Origin of the sequence: Salmonella sp. SAL04214, from assembly GCF_046550615.1 — a bacterium.
GTDB classification, from domain to species: domain Bacteria; phylum Pseudomonadota; class Gammaproteobacteria; order Enterobacterales; family Enterobacteriaceae; genus Salmonella; species Salmonella enterica.
This window is the reverse complement of sequence record NZ_JBGDXT010000007.1, coordinates 227,723-241,889: the sequence shown is the minus strand read 5'-3', so window position 1 is coordinate 241,889 and position 14,167 is coordinate 227,723. Positions and strand designations below refer to the sequence as shown.

Below are 14,167 nucleotides of genomic sequence, written 5' to 3'. Positions count from 1 at the left end.
CCCGATTATTTCTTGATCGGTTTGCGCGGACCCTTACGGGTACGAGCGTTGGTCTTGGTACGCTGACCGCGAACCGGGAGACCACGACGATGACGCAAACCGCGATAGCAACCAAGATCCATCAGGCGCTTGATGCTCATGCTGATTTCACGGCGCAGATCACCTTCAACGACAAATTTGGCAACTTCGTCACGCAGCGTGTCGATTTGTTCTTCAGACAGCTCACTGATCTTAACATTTTCAGCGATACCCGCTGCAGCCAGGATGGCTTTAGAACGGGTCTTGCCGACACCGTAGATCGAAGTTAACGCGATCACGGCGTGTTTCTGATCAGGAATGTTAATGCCTGCTATACGGGCCACTATGCACTCCTACTATTTAATATGTACGTACCATGCTGAAAAGCCCGTTTTCAGGATACTCAAATGGAAACGTACAGACATACAAAAGATTGGCTGGCTAATCTAGCCAGCTCAACCCAACTTTGCAAGAAAAATATGCGAAAAAATCAGCCTTGGCGCTGTTTATGCTTCGGCTCGGCACTGCAAATCACACGGATGACACCATCACGCTTAACGATTTTGCAGTTACGGCATAATTTCTTGACGGAAGCACGAACTTTCATTTTTACTCTCCGTAACTTCTCAGGCGACCAATTAACGGCCGTAGCCTTTCAGGTTCGCCTTCTTCAATGCAGACTCATACTGACTGGACATCATCAGAGTTTGCACTTGAGCCATAAAGTCCATAATCACGACAACAACGATAAGCAGTGAGGTCCCACCGAAGTAGAACGGCACTTTCATTGCATCACGCATGAACTCCGGGATCAGGCAGATAAAGGTAATATACAGCGCACCAACCAGGGTCAGGCGGGTCATTACTTTATCGATATACTTCGCCGTTTGCTCTCCCGGACGAATTCCTGGTACAAATGCACCGGACTTCTTCAGGTTATCTGCTGTTTCACGCGGGTTGAAAACCAACGCCGTGTAGAAGAAACAGAAGAAGATGATTGCAGACGCATAGAGTAACACATAAAGCGGTTGCCCAGGCTGCAAATACAGCGAAATTGTTGTCAGCCAGTTCCAACCAGTACCGCCCCCGAACCATGACGCGATGGTCGCCGGGAACAGAATAATACTGGAAGCGAAGATTGCCGGGATTACCCCCGCCATATTCACTTTCAGCGGTAAATGTGTGCTCTGTGCAGCATAGACACGACGACCTTGCTGACGTTTGGCGTAGTTTACCACAATACGGCGTTGACCACGTTCAACGAATACTACAAAGAACGTCACTGCAAATACTAATACTGCAACCAACAGCAACACGAGGAAGTGCAGGTCGCCTTGACGCGCTTGCTCGATAGTATGGGCAATGGCTGGCGGGAGTCCCGCAACGATACCAGCGAAGATGATGATTGAGATACCGTTACCGATACCGCGCTCAGTAATCTGTTCGCCGAGCCACATCAGGAACATCGTCCCTGTAACCAGACTTACAACAGCGGTGAAATAGAATGCAAAGCCTGGATTCATCACCAGGCCCTGCATACCAGGCATATTCGGCAAACCGGTAGCAATACCGATCGACTGGAATATCGCCAGCACCAGAGTACCGTAACGGGTGTACTGGCTGATCTTACGACGACCAGACTCCCCTTCTTTCTTAATTTCTGCCAGCGTTGGATGAACCACCGTCAACAGCTGGATAATGATCGACGCCGAAATATACGGCATGATCCCCAGGGCAAAGATAGAAGCACGGCTGAGAGCACCACCAGAGAACATGTTAAACATTTCAATGATGGTGCCTCGCTGTTGCTCAAGCAGTTTGGCAAGTACAGCGGCATCAATACCAGGGATCGGAATAAAAGAGCCAATACGGAACACAATCAGCGCGCCGATAACAAACAGCAGTCTGCGTTTCAGCTCACCTAAGCCACCTTTGGCACTTTGAAAATCTAATCCCGGTTGTTTAGCCATCTGCTACTTATTCCTCGATTTTACCGCCAGCAGCTTCGATAGCAGCACGAGCGCCTTTAGTAACACGCAGGCCACGAACAGTTACCGGAGTAGTGACTTCGCCAGCCAGGATCACTTTCGCGAACTCGATCTGGATACCGATAATGTTTGCCGCTTTCAGCGTGTTCAGGTCTACAACGCCGCCTTCTACTTTCGCCAGGTCAGACAGACGAACTTCGGCTGTAATCGCTGCTTTGCGAGAAGTGAAGCCGAATTTCGGCAGACGACGGTACAGAGGCATCTGACCACCCTCGAAACCGCGACGTACGCCACCGCCAGAACGAGACTTCTGACCTTTGTGACCACGACCACCGGTTTTACCGAGGCCAGAACCGATACCACGACCCAGGCGTTTACCCGCCTTTTTGGAGCCTTCGGCCGGAGACAGAGTATTTAAACGCATCTCTTACTCCTCAACTTTAACCATGAAGGAAACCGCGTTGACCATACCACGAACAGCAGGAGTATCCTCGCGCTCTACGGTGTGGCCAATACGACGCAGACCCAGGCCAAGCAGCGTTGCCTTGTGTTTCGGCAGACGACCGATTGCACTGCGGGTTTGAGTAATTTTAATAGTCTTTGCCATGGTTTATTTCCCCAGAATTTCTTCAACGGATTTACCACGCTTGGCAGCGACCATTTCTGGAGAATTCATATTTTCCAGGCCATCAATGGTTGCACGAACCACGTTGATCGGGTTGGTGGAACCGTATGCTTTAGCCAGAACGTTATGAACCCCAGCAACTTCCAGAACGGCGCGCATTGCACCACCGGCGATGATACCGGTACCTTCGGAAGCTGGCTGCATGAATACACGAGACCCCGTGTGAACACCTTTAACCGGGTGCTGCAGGGTGCCGTTGTTCAGCGCGACGTTAATCATATTGCGACGGGCTTTTTCCATCGCTTTCTGGATCGCTGCTGGAACTTCACGCGCTTTACCGTAACCAAAACCTACGCGACCGTTACCATCGCCTACTACAGTCAGAGCTGTGAAGGAGAAAATACGACCACCTTTAACGGTTTTAGATACGCGGTTTACCGCGATCAGCTTTTCCTGCAGTTCGCCAGCTTGTTTTTCGATGTGAGCCATCTTACACCTCTACCTTAGAACTGAAGGCCAGCTTCACGGGCAGCATCTGCCAGTGCCTGGACACGACCATGATATTGGAACCCGGAACGGTCAAAGGACACATCTTTGATGCCTTTTTCCAGAGCGCGTTCAGCGACAGCTTTACCCACAGCTGCAGCCGCGTCTTTGTTACCGGTGTACTTCAGTTGTTCAGCGATAGCTTTTTCTACAGTAGAAGCAGCTACCAGAACTTCAGAACCGTTCGGTGCAATTACCTGTGCGTAAATATGACGCGGGGTACGATGTACCACCAGGCGAGTTGCGCCCAGCTCTTTGAGCTTGCGGCGTGCGCGGGTCGCACGACGGATACGAGCAGATTTCTTATCCATAGTGTTACCTTACTTCTTCTTAGCCTCTTTGGTACGCACGACTTCGTCGGCGTAACGAACACCCTTGCCTTTGTAAGGCTCAGGACGACGGTAGGCGCGCAGATCTGCTGCAACCTGGCCGATCACCTGCTTATCAGCGCCTTTCAGCACGATTTCAGTTTGAGTCGGACATTCAGCAGTAATACCTGCCGGCAGCTGATGGTCAACCGGGTGAGAGAAACCTAAAGACAGGTTTACTACATTCCCTTTAACCGCTGCACGATAACCTACACCAACCAGCTGCAGCTTCTTAGTGAAGCCTTCGGTAACACCGATAACCATTGAGTTCAGCAGGGCACGCGCGGTACCAGCCTGTGCCCAACCGTCTGCGTAACCATCACGCGGACCGAAGGTCAGTGCATTATCTGCATGTTTAACTTCAACAGCATCGTTGAGAGTACGAGTCAGCTCGCCGTTTTTACCTTTGATCGTAATAACCTGACCGTTGATTTTGACATCAACGCCGGCAGGAACAACGACCGGTGCTTTAGCAACACGAGACATTTTTTCCTCCGATTAGGCTACGTAGCAGATAATTTCGCCACCAAGACCAGCCTGGCGCGCTGCACGATCAGTCATAACACCTTTAGAGGTAGAAACAACTGCGATACCCAGACCGGCCATAACTTTCGGCAGCTCATCTTTACGTTTGTAGATGCGCAGACCTGGGCGGCTGACACGCTGAATGCTTTCTACAACAGCTTTGCCCTGGAAATACTTAAGAGTCAGTTCCAGTTCCGGCTTGGTGTCGCCTTCAACTTTAAAATCTTCAATAAAACCTTCTTCCTTCAGCACGTTGGCAATTGCCACTTTCAGCTTGGAGGAAGGCATGGTGACCGCAGCTTTGTTCGCGGCCTGACCGTTACGGATACGGGTCAGCATATCCGCGATCGGATCTTGCATGCTCATCTGTCTTTACTCCCGTGATTCAATTGGTGACAATTACCAGCTAGCCTTTTTCAGACCCGGAATTTCACCGCGCATAGCGGCTTCACGGACCTTAATACGGCTCAACCCGAACTTCCGCAGGAAAGCGTGCGGACGACCAGTTTGACGGCAGCGGTTACGCTGACGTGACGGGCTGGAATCACGCGGCAGAGTCTGCAGCTTAAGAACCGCATTCCAACGATCTTCGTCGGTTGCGTTCACATCAGAGATGATCGCTTTCAGTTCAGCGCGTTTCGCGAAGTATTTATCAGCTAAAGCTACGCGTTTTACTTCGCGTGCTTTCATTGATTGCTTAGCCATTTAGTAACCCTACCTTACTTGCGGAACGGGAAGTCAAAGGCAGCCAGCAGAGCACGGCCTTCTTCGTCAGATTTCGCAGTAGTGGTAATGGTAATATCCAAACCACGAACGCGGTCGACTTTATCGTAGTCGATTTCTGGGAAGATGATCTGCTCACGGACACCCATGCTGTAGTTACCACGACCGTCGAATGACTTAGCGGACAAGCCACGGAAGTCACGGATACGAGGAACAGCAATAGTGATCAGGCGCTCAAAGAACTCCCACATGCGTTCGCCACGCAGAGTTACTTTACAGCCGATCGGATAGCCCTGACGGATTTTGAAGCCTGCAACAGATTTGCGTGCTTTGGTGATCAACGGTTTTTGACCGGAGATTGCTGTCAGGTCTGCTGCTGCGTTATCCAGCAGTTTCTTGTCAGCGATCGCTTCACCAACACCCATGTTCAGGGTGATCTTCTCGACCCGAGGGACTTGCATGACAGAATTGTAGTTAAACTCAGTCATGAGTTTGTTAACTACTTCGTCTTTGTAGTAATCATGCAGTTTCGCCATCGTACTACTCCAAATTACTTGATAGTTTCGCTGTTAGACTTGAAGAAACGGACTTTTTTGCCGTCTTCGAATCTAAAGCCTACACGGTCAGCCTTGCCGGTTGCCGCATTGAAGATTGCAACGTTAGAAACCTGAATTGCAGCTTCTTTTTCAACGATGCCGCCCGGTTGGTTCAGAGCCGGAACCGGCTTCTGGTGTTTCTTAACCAGGTTGATACCTTCAACAATGACCTTGCCGGAAGACAGGACATTCTTAACTTTACCGCGTTTACCTTTATCTTTACCGGTTAACACGATAACTTCGTCATCACGACGGATTTTCGCTGCCATGATTCGCTCCTTAGAGTACTTCTGGTGCCAGAGAGATAATTTTCATGAACTTCTCGTTACGAAGTTCACGAGTTACCGGCCCAAAAATACGCGTACCGATAGGCTGCTCGCTGTTATTGTTTAAAATAACGCATGCATTACCATCGAAGCGAATGACAGAACCGTCCGGGCGACGAACACCCTTCTTGGTGCGCACCACTACCGCCTTCAGCACATCACCTTTTTTGACCTTACCACGCGGAATCGCTTCTTTGATGGTGATCTTAATGATGTCGCCTACGCCTGCGTAGCGACGGTGCGAGCCACCCAGAACCTTGATACACATTACGCGACGTGCACCGGAGTTGTCGGCGACGTTCAGCATAGTCTGTTCTTGGATCATTTTAGTGCTCCGCTAATGTCAACTACTACTGAGACCCGAAAATCAGGTCGTTAAAAAAACCCCATATCGAGGGCGCGGCATTATAACACCGCAAATCAGATATGGGTAGAAAAAATAAACGGCCCATCGCTGAGCCGTTTATTCGTTGAGAATGCGTACTGTATTACAGAACCGCTTTCTCTACAACGCGAACCAGAGTCCAGGATTTGGTCTTGGACAGCGGACGGCATTCGCGGATTTCAACCACGTCGCCGATACCGCATTCGTTGTTCTCGTCATGTACGTGCATTTTGGTCGTACGCTTGATGAATTTACCGTAGATCGGGTGTTTCACAAAACGTTCGATAGCAACAACAATGGATTTCTCCATTTTGTCGCTAACCACGCGACCTTGCAGAGTACGGATTTTATCGGTCATTACGCACCCGCCTTCTCAGTCAGTAAAGTCTTAACGCGTGCGACATCACGACGCACTTGCTTCAACAGGTGAGACTGTTGCAGCTGGCCACTTGCAGCCTGCATACGCAGGTTGAACTGCTCACGCAGCAGGTTCAGTAGCTCGGTGTTCAGCTCTTCAACGCTCTTCTCACGCAGCTCTTTTGCTTTCATTACATCACCGTCTTAGTTACAAAGGTGGTTTTAATCGGCAGTTTCGCTGCTGCCAGCTTGAATGCTTCACGGGCCAGCTCTTCCGGTACGCCGTCCATTTCATACAGGACTTTACCCGGCTGAATCAAGGCAACCCAATACTCCACGTTACCTTTACCTTTACCCATACGCACTGCCAGCGGCTTTTCAGTGATCGGTTTGTCCGGGAATACACGGATCCAGATCTTACCTTGACGCTTAACTGCACGGGTCATAGCACGACGTGCTGCTTCGATCTGACGGGCAGTCAGACGACCACGGCCAACAGCTTTCAGGCCGAAGCTGCCGAAGCTAACATCCGCGCCTGCAGCCAGACCACGGTTGCGGCCTTTGTGCATTTTACGGAATTTTGTACGCTTTGGTTGTAACATCAGCGACGCTCCTTATTTACGGCCTTTACGCTGCTGCTTTTTCGGTTGAGCAGCCGGTTTTTCCGGTTGTTCAACAGCAGCCATACCACCCAGGATCTCGCCTTTGAAGATCCACACTTTAACGCCGATTACACCATAAGTGGTGTGCGCTTCAGAGGTGTTGTAGTCGATGTCAGCACGCAGAGTGTGCAGAGGTACGCGACCTTCGCGGTACCATTCGGTACGTGCGATTTCCGCGCCGCCCAGACGGCCGCTAACTTCAACTTTGATACCTTTAGCGCCCAGACGCATGGCGTTCTGTACAGCACGCTTCATCGCACGACGGAACATCACGCGACGTTCCAGCTGAGAAGTGATGCTGTCAGCAACCAGTTTAGCGTCCAGTTCAGGTTTACGAACTTCGGCGATGTTGATCTGTGCAGGAACGCCAGCGATATCCGCTACGACCTTACGCAGTTTTTCTACGTCTTCACCTTTTTTACCGATAACGATACCCGGGCGAGCGGTGTGAATAGTCACACGGATGCTCTTAGCCGGACGCTCGATAACGATACGAGATACAGACGCTTTAGCCAGTTCCTTCGTCAGGTACTGACGTACTTTAAAATCGCTGTCCAGGTTGTCAGCGAATTCTTTGGTGTTCGCAAACCAGGTAGAGTTCCATGGTTTTACAATACCCAGGCGAATACCATTAGGATGTACTTTCTGACCCATTGCTAGTCTCCAGAGTCTCAGCGATCGGACACAACCACAGTGATGTGGCTGGTGCGCTTCAGGATGCGATCTGCACGACCTTTTGCACGCGGCATAATGCGCTTCATGCTCGGGCCTTCGTCTACGAAAATTTTCGTAACTTTCAGATCGTCAATGTCAGCGCCATCGTTGTGTTCAGCGTTAGCAATGGCAGATTCCAGAACTTTCTTGACCAGTACAGCCGCTTTCTTGTTGGTGTAGGTCAGAATATCCAGAGCCTGCGACACTTTCTTACCGCGAATCAGGTCAGCAACAAGGCGAACCTTCTGAGCAGAAGAACGAGCATGGCGATGTTTAGCGATAGTTTCCATCTCTTCCTCCTACCTTATTTCTTCTTCGCTTTTTTATCAGCAGCGTGGCCGCGATAAGTACGAGTCGGTGCGAATTCACCCAGTTTGTGACCGACCATTTCGTCGGAAACAAATACCGGAACGTGCTGACGACCATTATGGACAGCGATGGTCAAACCGATCATGTTAGGAAAGATCGTTGAACGACGGGACCAGGTGCGCAGGGGCTTCTTGTCTCCGCTTTCCACCGCTTTCTCTACCTTCTTCAGCAAGTGCAGGTCAATAAAAGGACCTTTCTTGAGAGAACGTGGCATGGCTTATCCTCTAAAATTATTTGCTACGGCGACGTACGATGAATTTATCAGTACGCTTGTTGCTGCGGGTCTTCTTACCTTTGGTCTGAACGCCCCACGGAGTTACCGGGTGCTTACCAAAGTTACGACCTTCACCACCACCATGTGGGTGGTCTACTGGGTTCATCGCAGTACCGCGAACGGTAGGACGAACGCCACGCCAGCGTGCAGCACCTGCTTTACCCAGAACGCGCAGCATATGCTCAGCATTGCCAACTTCGCCCAGGGTTGCACGGCAGTCTGCTTCGACTTTACGCATTTCACCAGAACGCAGACGCAGGGTGACATAAGCGCCATCGCGAGCAACGATCTGAACGTAAGTACCAGCGGAACGTGCCAGCTGACCGCCTTTACCAGGTTTCATTTCTACGTTATGAACGGTAGAACCAACCGGGATATTGCGCATCGGCAGGGTGTTGCCTGCTTTGATTGCAGCATCAACGCCAGACTGAATCTGGTCGCCAGCTTTCAGGCCTTTCGGGGCCAGGATGTAACGGCGTTCGCCGTCTTTGTACAGAACCAGCGCGATGTTCGCGGAACGGTTCGGATCGTACTCAAGACGTTCAACAACTGCCGGGATACCGTCTTTGTTGCGTTTGAAGTCAACAATACGATAAGCCTGTTTGTGACCACCACCGATATGACGAGTGGTGATACGGCCATTGTTGTTACGACCACCGGATTTGCTGTTTTTTTCAACCAGCGGAGCAAAAGGTTTGCCCTTGTGCAGCTCTGGGTTGACCACTTTAACGACGTGGCGACGACCCGGAGATGTCGGTTTACATTTAACAACTGCCATTGTATTACTCCTCCGACTTACTCAGCGCCGCCGACGAAGTCCAGATTCTGGCCTTCTTTCAGGGTGACGTAAGCTTTTTTCCAGTCGCTACGACGACCGATACGCTGTCCGTGACGTTTAACTTTCCCTTTAACGACCAGGGTGTTAACGACTTCGACTTCGACTTCAAACAGTTTCTGCACAGCAGCTTTGATTTCTGCTTTGGTCGCGTCTTTAGCAACTTTGAGAACGATGGTGTTAGTTTTTTCCATCGCAGTAGACGCTTTTTCAGAAACGTGCGGTGCGCGCAGCACCTTCAGCAGACGTTCTTCACGAATCATGCCAGCATCTCCTCAACTTGCTTAACAGCATCAGCAGTCATTACGACTTTGTCGAAGGCGATCAGGCTAACCGGGTCGATACCAGTCGCATCGCGTACGTCAACCTTGTGCAGGTTACGTGCGGCCAGGAACAGGTTCTCGTCCAGCTCACCGGTGATGATCAGCACATCTTCCAGAGCCATGTCTTTCAGTTTCTGTGCCAGCAGCTTAGTTTTCGGCGCTTCTACAGAGAACTTCTCGACAACGATCAGACGATCCTGACGTACCAGTTCGGACAGGATGCTTTTCAGCGCGCCGCGGTACATCTTCTTGTTAACTTTTTGACTGTGGTCCTGCGGACGAGCAGCGAAGGTCACGCCACCGGAACGCCAGATCGGGCTCTTGATAGAACCTGAACGCGCACGGCCAGTGCCTTTCTGGCGCCACGGTTTTTTACCGGAACCAGTTACTTCAGCACGAGTCTTCTGAGCACGAGTACCCTGACGAGCACCAGCTGCATAAGCAACAACAACCTGGTGAACCAGCGCTTCGTTGAAATCACGACCGAAGGTAGTTTCGGAAACAGTCAGCGCGCTCTGCGCGTCTTTCAATACTAATTCCATTGCTATCCCCTTACGCCTTCACAGCTGGTTTAACGATCAGGTCGCAACCGGTTGCACCCGGAACACCACCCTTAACCAGCAGCAGGTTGCGCTCAGCGTCAACGCGTACTACGTCAAGGCTCTGAACGGTTACGCGCTCATTACCCATCTGACCTGCCATTTTCTTGCCTTTGAACACTTTGCCCGGAGTCTGGTTCTGACCGATAGAACCCGGAACGCGGTGAGACAAGGAGTTACCGTGAGTAGCGTCCTGGGTACGGAAGTTCCAGCGCTTAACGGTACCAGCGAAACCTTTACCTTTAGAGGTACCGGTTACGTCAACTTTTTTAACGTCAGCAAACAGTTCAACGCTGATGCTCTGACCTACGGTGTATTCTTCGCCTTCAGCCAGACGGAATTCCCACAGACCTCGGCCAGCTTCTACGCCAGCTTTAGCAAAGTGACCCGCTTCCGGCTTGGTGACACGGTTAGCTTTTTTAGCACCCGTAGTAACCTGAACAGCGCGGTAGCCATCGTTAGCCAGGTCTTTAACCTGAGTAACACGGTTTGCTTCAACTTCGATTACGGTTACTGGGATAGAGACGCCATCTTCAGTGAAGATGCGGGTCATACCCACTTTTTTACCGACTAAACCAATCATTGTATCAACCTCTCAATCGCTCGATGACCTGATTAACCCAGGCTGATCTGCACGTCTACACCGGCAGCCAGGTCCAGACGCATCAGAGCATCAACGGTTTTCTCGGTTGGCTCAACGATGTCAACCAGACGCTTGTGAGTGCGAATTTCGTACTGATCGCGCGCATCTTTGTTAACGTGCGGAGAGATCAGAACGGTAAAGCGCTCTTTGCGGGTCGGCAGCGGGATCGGACCGCGAACCTGCGCACCAGTGCGCTTGGCAGTCTCGACGATTTCCGCGGTTGATTGATCGATCAGACGATGATCAAACGCTTTCAGGCGGATACGGATTCTTTGGTTCTGCATGAGACCAGAGCTCCAATTATTTTATAAACGAAAATGATTACTCCTCAGACCCATTACGATTGATGGGAGAGTGTAACCGTTCTTACGTAGCTCCCCGATTGGGAGCATTGTTAAATAGCCAAATCGGCTATTCGAGGTTCAAATCGAACCTGCCGTCAATTACGACAAGCCCGCGCATTATACGTAAATCTCAGCCTGACGCAAGTGTCGGATAGAAATTAAGCGCTTTATTCTTATGCGAGCATGATTCCAGATGGTACGCATGGGATGGCGACGCGCATCTTTTCTTTGGAAGGCATCAGGCAAACCTGGCAATACGTCGTTGTCGCTGTCGCATAAATCTATAAAGGTGAGCACAAACCTTGACGAGGATTTGCTTATGTTTGTTGCCCTCCCCTTTCTCATTTTTTATGCGTCGTTCTCTTTATTACTTGGCATATACGACGCGCGTACCGGTCTGCTGCCTGACCGGTTTACTTGTCCATTGCTGTGGGGTGGTCTGCTTTATCACCAGATTTGCCTGCCGGAGCGTTTACCGGATGCGCTTTGGGGCGCTATCGCCGGCTATGGCGGATTCGCGTTAATTTACTGGGGCTATCGCCTGCGTTATCAGAAAGAGGGGCTTGGATATGGCGACGTCAAGTACCTCGCTGCCTTAGGGGCGTGGCATTGTTGGGAAACACTGCCGTTACTGGTTTTCCTTGCCGCTATGTTGGCCTGTGGCGGGTTTGGCGTCGCGCTACTGGTGAGAGGTAAATCGGCATTAATAAACCCGCTACCTTTTGGGCCATGGCTGGCGGTGGCGGGTTTCATAACAGGTTGGAAAGTTTTCTTTCCAGACGGTTAATCGGTCACCTTAATTTGTGATTGCAGATAATTTTGCATACCAAGTTTGGCAATCAAATCCAGCTCAGTTTCCAGCCAGTCGATGTGGCCTTCCTCGTCGGCAAGAATTTCAATCATCATATCCCGGCTGACATAATCATGAACGCTATCGGCATAGGCTATTGCCTCACGTAGATCTTTTGCGCCTTCCAGTTCGAGTCGGAGATCCGATCGTAGCATCTCTTCGACATCTTCACCGATGCCCAGCTTGCCCAGATCCTGTAGGTTCGGTATGCCTTCCAGAAATAAAATACGCTCAATATACTTATCGGCGTGTTTCATCTCATCAATGGATTCATGGTACTCAACATCATTAAGCCGGGTCAGGCCCCAGTTTTTGAACATACGGGCATGAAGAAAATACTGGTTAATTGCGACAAGCTCATTTCCCAATAGTTTATTGAGATAATTTATGATTTTAACATCACCTTTCATTTTATAGTCCCTCCGCTTCCACTCTCTAGAGCGTAGATGGGGCTACAGGGATGTCAAAAAAAAGAGTGTGACTCAGGCGATCTCTTTAAATTCCGGCATTTGCGTTAACTCATCCTGCATCACTTCTCGCGCGGCGCGAATACACTTACCACATTGATTTCCCACAGGAATAAATTTACGCAACTGTTGAAATGACTGTGGATGAAATTGTCGTACAGCCTGGCGGATTTTTTTATCGCTTATACCATTACACAAACAAACGTACATGATCGCTCCCGTTCAATTTCCGCACAAAGTGTAAATGAGAATGGTTATGATTACAATAGCACAAAGCGATTTACGCCACGGGAGAAGCGTTAAAAAGGGTGAATAAATATAACAGCGGCTAAATAGCAGGCAACAAAAAGGGCGCCGAAGCGCCCTCTTCAATTCAAAACTAATTAACGAGTAATTAGCCCAGAACTTTAGCAACAACGCCCGCGCCAACGGTACGGCCGCCTTCACGGATTGCGAAACGCAGACCGTCGTCCATTGCGATCGGGTGGATCAGGGTAACAACCATTTTGATGTTGTCGCCCGGCATTACCATCTCTACGCCTTCCGGCAGTTCGATGGTACCAGTCACGTCAGTAGTACGGAAGTAGAACTGCGGACGGTAGCCTTTGAAGAACGGAGTATGACGGCCGCCTTCGTCTTTGGACAGAATGTACACTTCAGATTCGAACTTGGTGTGCGGCTTGATGGTGCCCGGCTTAGCCAGTACCTGACCACGTTCGATTTCTTCACGTTTGATACCACGCAGCAGAACACCTACGTTCTCACCGGCACGGCCTTCGTCCAGCAGTTTGCGGAACATTTCAACGCCAGTACAGGTAGACTTCTGAGTCTCTTTGATACCAACGATTTCAACTTCTTCGCCCACTTTGATGATACCGCGTTCTACACGACCGGTAACAACGGTACCACGACCAGAGATGGAGAATACGTCTTCGATCGGCAGCAGGAACGGCTTGTCAATCGCACGCTCTGGTTCCGGAATGTAAGAATCCAGGAAGCCAGCCAGTTCGATGATTTTCGCTTCCCACTCTGCGTCGCCTTCCAGCGCTTTCAGAGCAGAACCACGAACGATCGGAGTGTCGTCGCCCGGGAAGTCGTACTGAGACAGAAGTTCACGAACTTCCATTTCAACCAGTTCCAGCAGCTCTTCGTCATCAACCATGTCGCATTTGTTCAGGAACACGATGATGTACGGAACGCCTACCTGACGACCCAGCAGGATGTGCTCACGGGTCTGCGGCATCGGGCCGTCAGTCGCAGCAACAACCAGGATCGCGCCGTCCATCTGAGCAGCACCGGTGATCATGTTTTTAACATAGTCGGCGTGCCCCGGGCAGTCTACGTGTGCGTAGTGGCGGGTCGGGGTATCGTATTCAACGTGAGAAGTGTTGATGGTGATACCACGCGCTTTTTCTTCCGGAGCGTTATCGATCTGGTCGAATGCACGAGCAGCACCGCCGTAGGTTTTAGCCAGTACGGTGGTGATTGCAGCGGTCAGGGTAGTTTTACCGTGGTCAACGTGGCCGATGGTGCCGACGTTAACGTGCGGTTTTGTACGTTCAAATTTTTCTTTAGACACGGCTATATTCCTTACTATAGCGCTCTCCCCTTCAGGAGAGAGCACGGGATT

The 14,167-nt window shown here is 50.5% G+C and carries 28 protein-coding genes; 1 reads left to right on the top strand and 27 read right to left on the bottom strand.

The annotated features are described in order from the left end of the window. Window positions 1-5: 5 nt before the first annotated feature. The 24 genes from rpsM to rpsJ all read right to left on the bottom strand — a co-directional run bounded on the left by rpsM (window position 6) and on the right by rpsJ (window position 11,160). Window positions 6-362, bottom strand: coding sequence for a 30S ribosomal protein S13 (gene rpsM, locus ACLJQD_RS14300; protein ID WP_000090780.1), 357 nt, complete (start codon window positions 360-362; stop codon window positions 6-8). 146 nt (window positions 363-508) lie between these two features. Continuing rightward, window positions 509-625 (bottom strand): 50S ribosomal protein L36, encoded by a 117-nt coding sequence (gene rpmJ / locus ACLJQD_RS14295; protein ID WP_000868187.1) that lies wholly within the window; start codon window positions 623-625, stop codon window positions 509-511. 31 nt (window positions 626-656) lie between these two features. Further along, window positions 657-1,988 (bottom strand): preprotein translocase subunit SecY, encoded by a 1,332-nt coding sequence (gene secY, locus ACLJQD_RS14290; RefSeq protein WP_001118864.1) that lies wholly within the window; start codon window positions 1,986-1,988, stop codon window positions 657-659. Window positions 1,989-1,995: 7 nt separating this feature from the next. After that, window positions 1,996-2,430, bottom strand: coding sequence for a 50S ribosomal protein L15 (gene rplO / locus ACLJQD_RS14285; RefSeq protein ID WP_001238917.1), 435 nt, complete (start codon window positions 2,428-2,430; stop codon window positions 1,996-1,998). Window positions 2,431-2,433: 3 nt separating this feature from the next. After that, window positions 2,434-2,613, bottom strand: coding sequence for a 50S ribosomal protein L30 (rpmD, locus tag ACLJQD_RS14280; protein WP_001140434.1), 180 nt, complete (start codon window positions 2,611-2,613; stop codon window positions 2,434-2,436). A gap of 3 nt (window positions 2,614-2,616) precedes the next feature. Continuing rightward, on the bottom strand, window positions 2,617-3,120 hold the full coding sequence (gene rpsE, locus ACLJQD_RS14275; protein WP_000940121.1) for a 30S ribosomal protein S5: 504 nt from the start codon (window positions 3,118-3,120) through the stop codon (window positions 2,617-2,619). Window positions 3,121-3,134: 14 nt separating this feature from the next. Next, complete coding sequence (gene rplR, locus ACLJQD_RS14270; protein ID WP_000358956.1) at window positions 3,135-3,488, bottom strand: 50S ribosomal protein L18; 354 nt, start codon at window positions 3,486-3,488, stop codon at window positions 3,135-3,137. 9 nt (window positions 3,489-3,497) lie between these two features. Beyond that, window positions 3,498-4,031 carry a 50S ribosomal protein L6 gene (gene rplF / locus ACLJQD_RS14265; RefSeq protein WP_000091939.1) on the bottom strand — a complete coding sequence of 178 codons (534 nt, stop codon included), beginning with the start codon at window positions 4,029-4,031 and terminating at the stop codon, window positions 3,498-3,500. A gap of 12 nt (window positions 4,032-4,043) precedes the next feature. Continuing rightward, the gene (rpsH, locus tag ACLJQD_RS14260; RefSeq protein ID WP_000062611.1) at window positions 4,044-4,436 is read right to left on the bottom strand and encodes a 30S ribosomal protein S8; all 393 of its coding nucleotides are present in this window, start codon (window positions 4,434-4,436) and stop codon (window positions 4,044-4,046) included. Window positions 4,437-4,469: 33 nt separating this feature from the next. After that, window positions 4,470-4,775 carry a 30S ribosomal protein S14 gene (gene rpsN, locus ACLJQD_RS14255; RefSeq protein ID WP_001118932.1) on the bottom strand — a complete coding sequence of 102 codons (306 nt, stop codon included), beginning with the start codon at window positions 4,773-4,775 and terminating at the stop codon, window positions 4,470-4,472. Between the two features lie 14 nt (window positions 4,776-4,789). After that, window positions 4,790-5,329 (bottom strand): 50S ribosomal protein L5, encoded by a 540-nt coding sequence (gene rplE / locus ACLJQD_RS14250; RefSeq protein ID WP_001096206.1) that lies wholly within the window; start codon window positions 5,327-5,329, stop codon window positions 4,790-4,792. Window positions 5,330-5,343: 14 nt separating this feature from the next. Continuing rightward, complete coding sequence (gene rplX, locus ACLJQD_RS14245; protein ID WP_000729185.1) at window positions 5,344-5,658, bottom strand: 50S ribosomal protein L24; 315 nt, start codon at window positions 5,656-5,658, stop codon at window positions 5,344-5,346. Between the two features lie 10 nt (window positions 5,659-5,668). Continuing rightward, a complete protein-coding gene (gene rplN / locus ACLJQD_RS14240; RefSeq protein ID WP_000613954.1) occupies window positions 5,669-6,040 on the bottom strand; it encodes a 50S ribosomal protein L14 in 372 nt (123 codons plus the stop codon). A gap of 163 nt (window positions 6,041-6,203) precedes the next feature. After that, complete coding sequence (rpsQ, locus tag ACLJQD_RS14235; RefSeq protein WP_000130101.1) at window positions 6,204-6,458, bottom strand: 30S ribosomal protein S17; 255 nt, start codon at window positions 6,456-6,458, stop codon at window positions 6,204-6,206. Beyond that, on the bottom strand, window positions 6,458-6,649 hold the full coding sequence (rpmC, locus tag ACLJQD_RS14230) for a 50S ribosomal protein L29 (protein WP_000644742.1): 192 nt from the start codon (window positions 6,647-6,649) through the stop codon (window positions 6,458-6,460). The genes rpsQ and rpmC overlap by 1 nt, the downstream gene beginning before the upstream one ends. Beyond that, window positions 6,649-7,059 carry a 50S ribosomal protein L16 gene (gene rplP, locus ACLJQD_RS14225; RefSeq protein WP_000941208.1) on the bottom strand — a complete coding sequence of 137 codons (411 nt, stop codon included), beginning with the start codon at window positions 7,057-7,059 and terminating at the stop codon, window positions 6,649-6,651. Before rplP ends, rpmC begins: the two co-directional genes overlap by 1 nt. 12 nt (window positions 7,060-7,071) lie before the next feature. After that, complete coding sequence (gene rpsC / locus ACLJQD_RS14220) at window positions 7,072-7,773, bottom strand: 30S ribosomal protein S3 (protein ID WP_000529945.1); 702 nt, start codon at window positions 7,771-7,773, stop codon at window positions 7,072-7,074. A 17-nt stretch (window positions 7,774-7,790) separates the two neighbouring features. Continuing rightward, window positions 7,791-8,123 carry a 50S ribosomal protein L22 gene (rplV, locus tag ACLJQD_RS14215; RefSeq protein ID WP_000447529.1) on the bottom strand — a complete coding sequence of 111 codons (333 nt, stop codon included), beginning with the start codon at window positions 8,121-8,123 and terminating at the stop codon, window positions 7,791-7,793. Window positions 8,124-8,137: 14 nt separating this feature from the next. Beyond that, window positions 8,138-8,416: a 30S ribosomal protein S19 gene (rpsS, locus tag ACLJQD_RS14210; protein WP_001138115.1), complete on the bottom strand. Its 279-nt coding sequence runs from the start codon at window positions 8,414-8,416 to the stop codon at window positions 8,138-8,140. 16 nt (window positions 8,417-8,432) lie between these two features. After that, window positions 8,433-9,254: a 50S ribosomal protein L2 gene (gene rplB, locus ACLJQD_RS14205; protein WP_000301869.1), complete on the bottom strand. Its 822-nt coding sequence runs from the start codon at window positions 9,252-9,254 to the stop codon at window positions 8,433-8,435. Window positions 9,255-9,271: 17 nt separating this feature from the next. Next, the gene (gene rplW, locus ACLJQD_RS14200; protein ID WP_000617546.1) at window positions 9,272-9,574 is read right to left on the bottom strand and encodes a 50S ribosomal protein L23; all 303 of its coding nucleotides are present in this window, start codon (window positions 9,572-9,574) and stop codon (window positions 9,272-9,274) included. Continuing rightward, on the bottom strand, window positions 9,571-10,176 hold the full coding sequence (gene rplD, locus ACLJQD_RS14195) for a 50S ribosomal protein L4 (RefSeq protein ID WP_000424395.1): 606 nt from the start codon (window positions 10,174-10,176) through the stop codon (window positions 9,571-9,573). The genes rplW and rplD overlap by 4 nt, the downstream gene beginning before the upstream one ends. 10 nt (window positions 10,177-10,186) lie before the next feature. Next, the gene (gene rplC, locus ACLJQD_RS14190; protein ID WP_000579838.1) at window positions 10,187-10,816 is read right to left on the bottom strand and encodes a 50S ribosomal protein L3; all 630 of its coding nucleotides are present in this window, start codon (window positions 10,814-10,816) and stop codon (window positions 10,187-10,189) included. A gap of 32 nt (window positions 10,817-10,848) precedes the next feature. Further along, window positions 10,849-11,160, bottom strand: coding sequence for a 30S ribosomal protein S10 (gene rpsJ / locus ACLJQD_RS14185; RefSeq protein ID WP_001181005.1), 312 nt, complete (start codon window positions 11,158-11,160; stop codon window positions 10,849-10,851). Between the two features lie 379 nt (window positions 11,161-11,539). Here rpsJ and hopD point away from each other — a divergent pair, with 379 nt between their 5' ends. After that, on the top strand, window positions 11,540-12,007 hold the full coding sequence (gene hopD / locus ACLJQD_RS14180) for a prepilin peptidase (RefSeq protein ID WP_000495848.1): 468 nt from the start codon (window positions 11,540-11,542) through the stop codon (window positions 12,005-12,007). Here the strand turns inward: hopD and bfr are convergent. The 3 genes from bfr to tuf all read right to left on the bottom strand — a co-directional run bounded on the left by bfr (window position 12,004) and on the right by tuf (window position 14,116). Continuing rightward, window positions 12,004-12,480, bottom strand: coding sequence for a bacterioferritin (gene bfr / locus ACLJQD_RS14175; protein ID WP_000675530.1), 477 nt, complete (start codon window positions 12,478-12,480; stop codon window positions 12,004-12,006). The two genes, hopD and bfr, sit on opposite strands and share 4 nt — an antisense overlap. A 72-nt stretch (window positions 12,481-12,552) precedes the next feature. Then, on the bottom strand, window positions 12,553-12,747 hold the full coding sequence (bfd, locus tag ACLJQD_RS14170) for a bacterioferritin-associated ferredoxin (protein WP_000289082.1): 195 nt from the start codon (window positions 12,745-12,747) through the stop codon (window positions 12,553-12,555). A 184-nt stretch (window positions 12,748-12,931) separates the two neighbouring features. Beyond that, entirely contained in the window at window positions 12,932-14,116 is a 1,185-nt protein-coding gene (gene tuf, locus ACLJQD_RS14165; protein ID WP_000031748.1) for an elongation factor Tu, read from the bottom strand. Window positions 14,117-14,167: the final 51 nt, after the last annotated feature.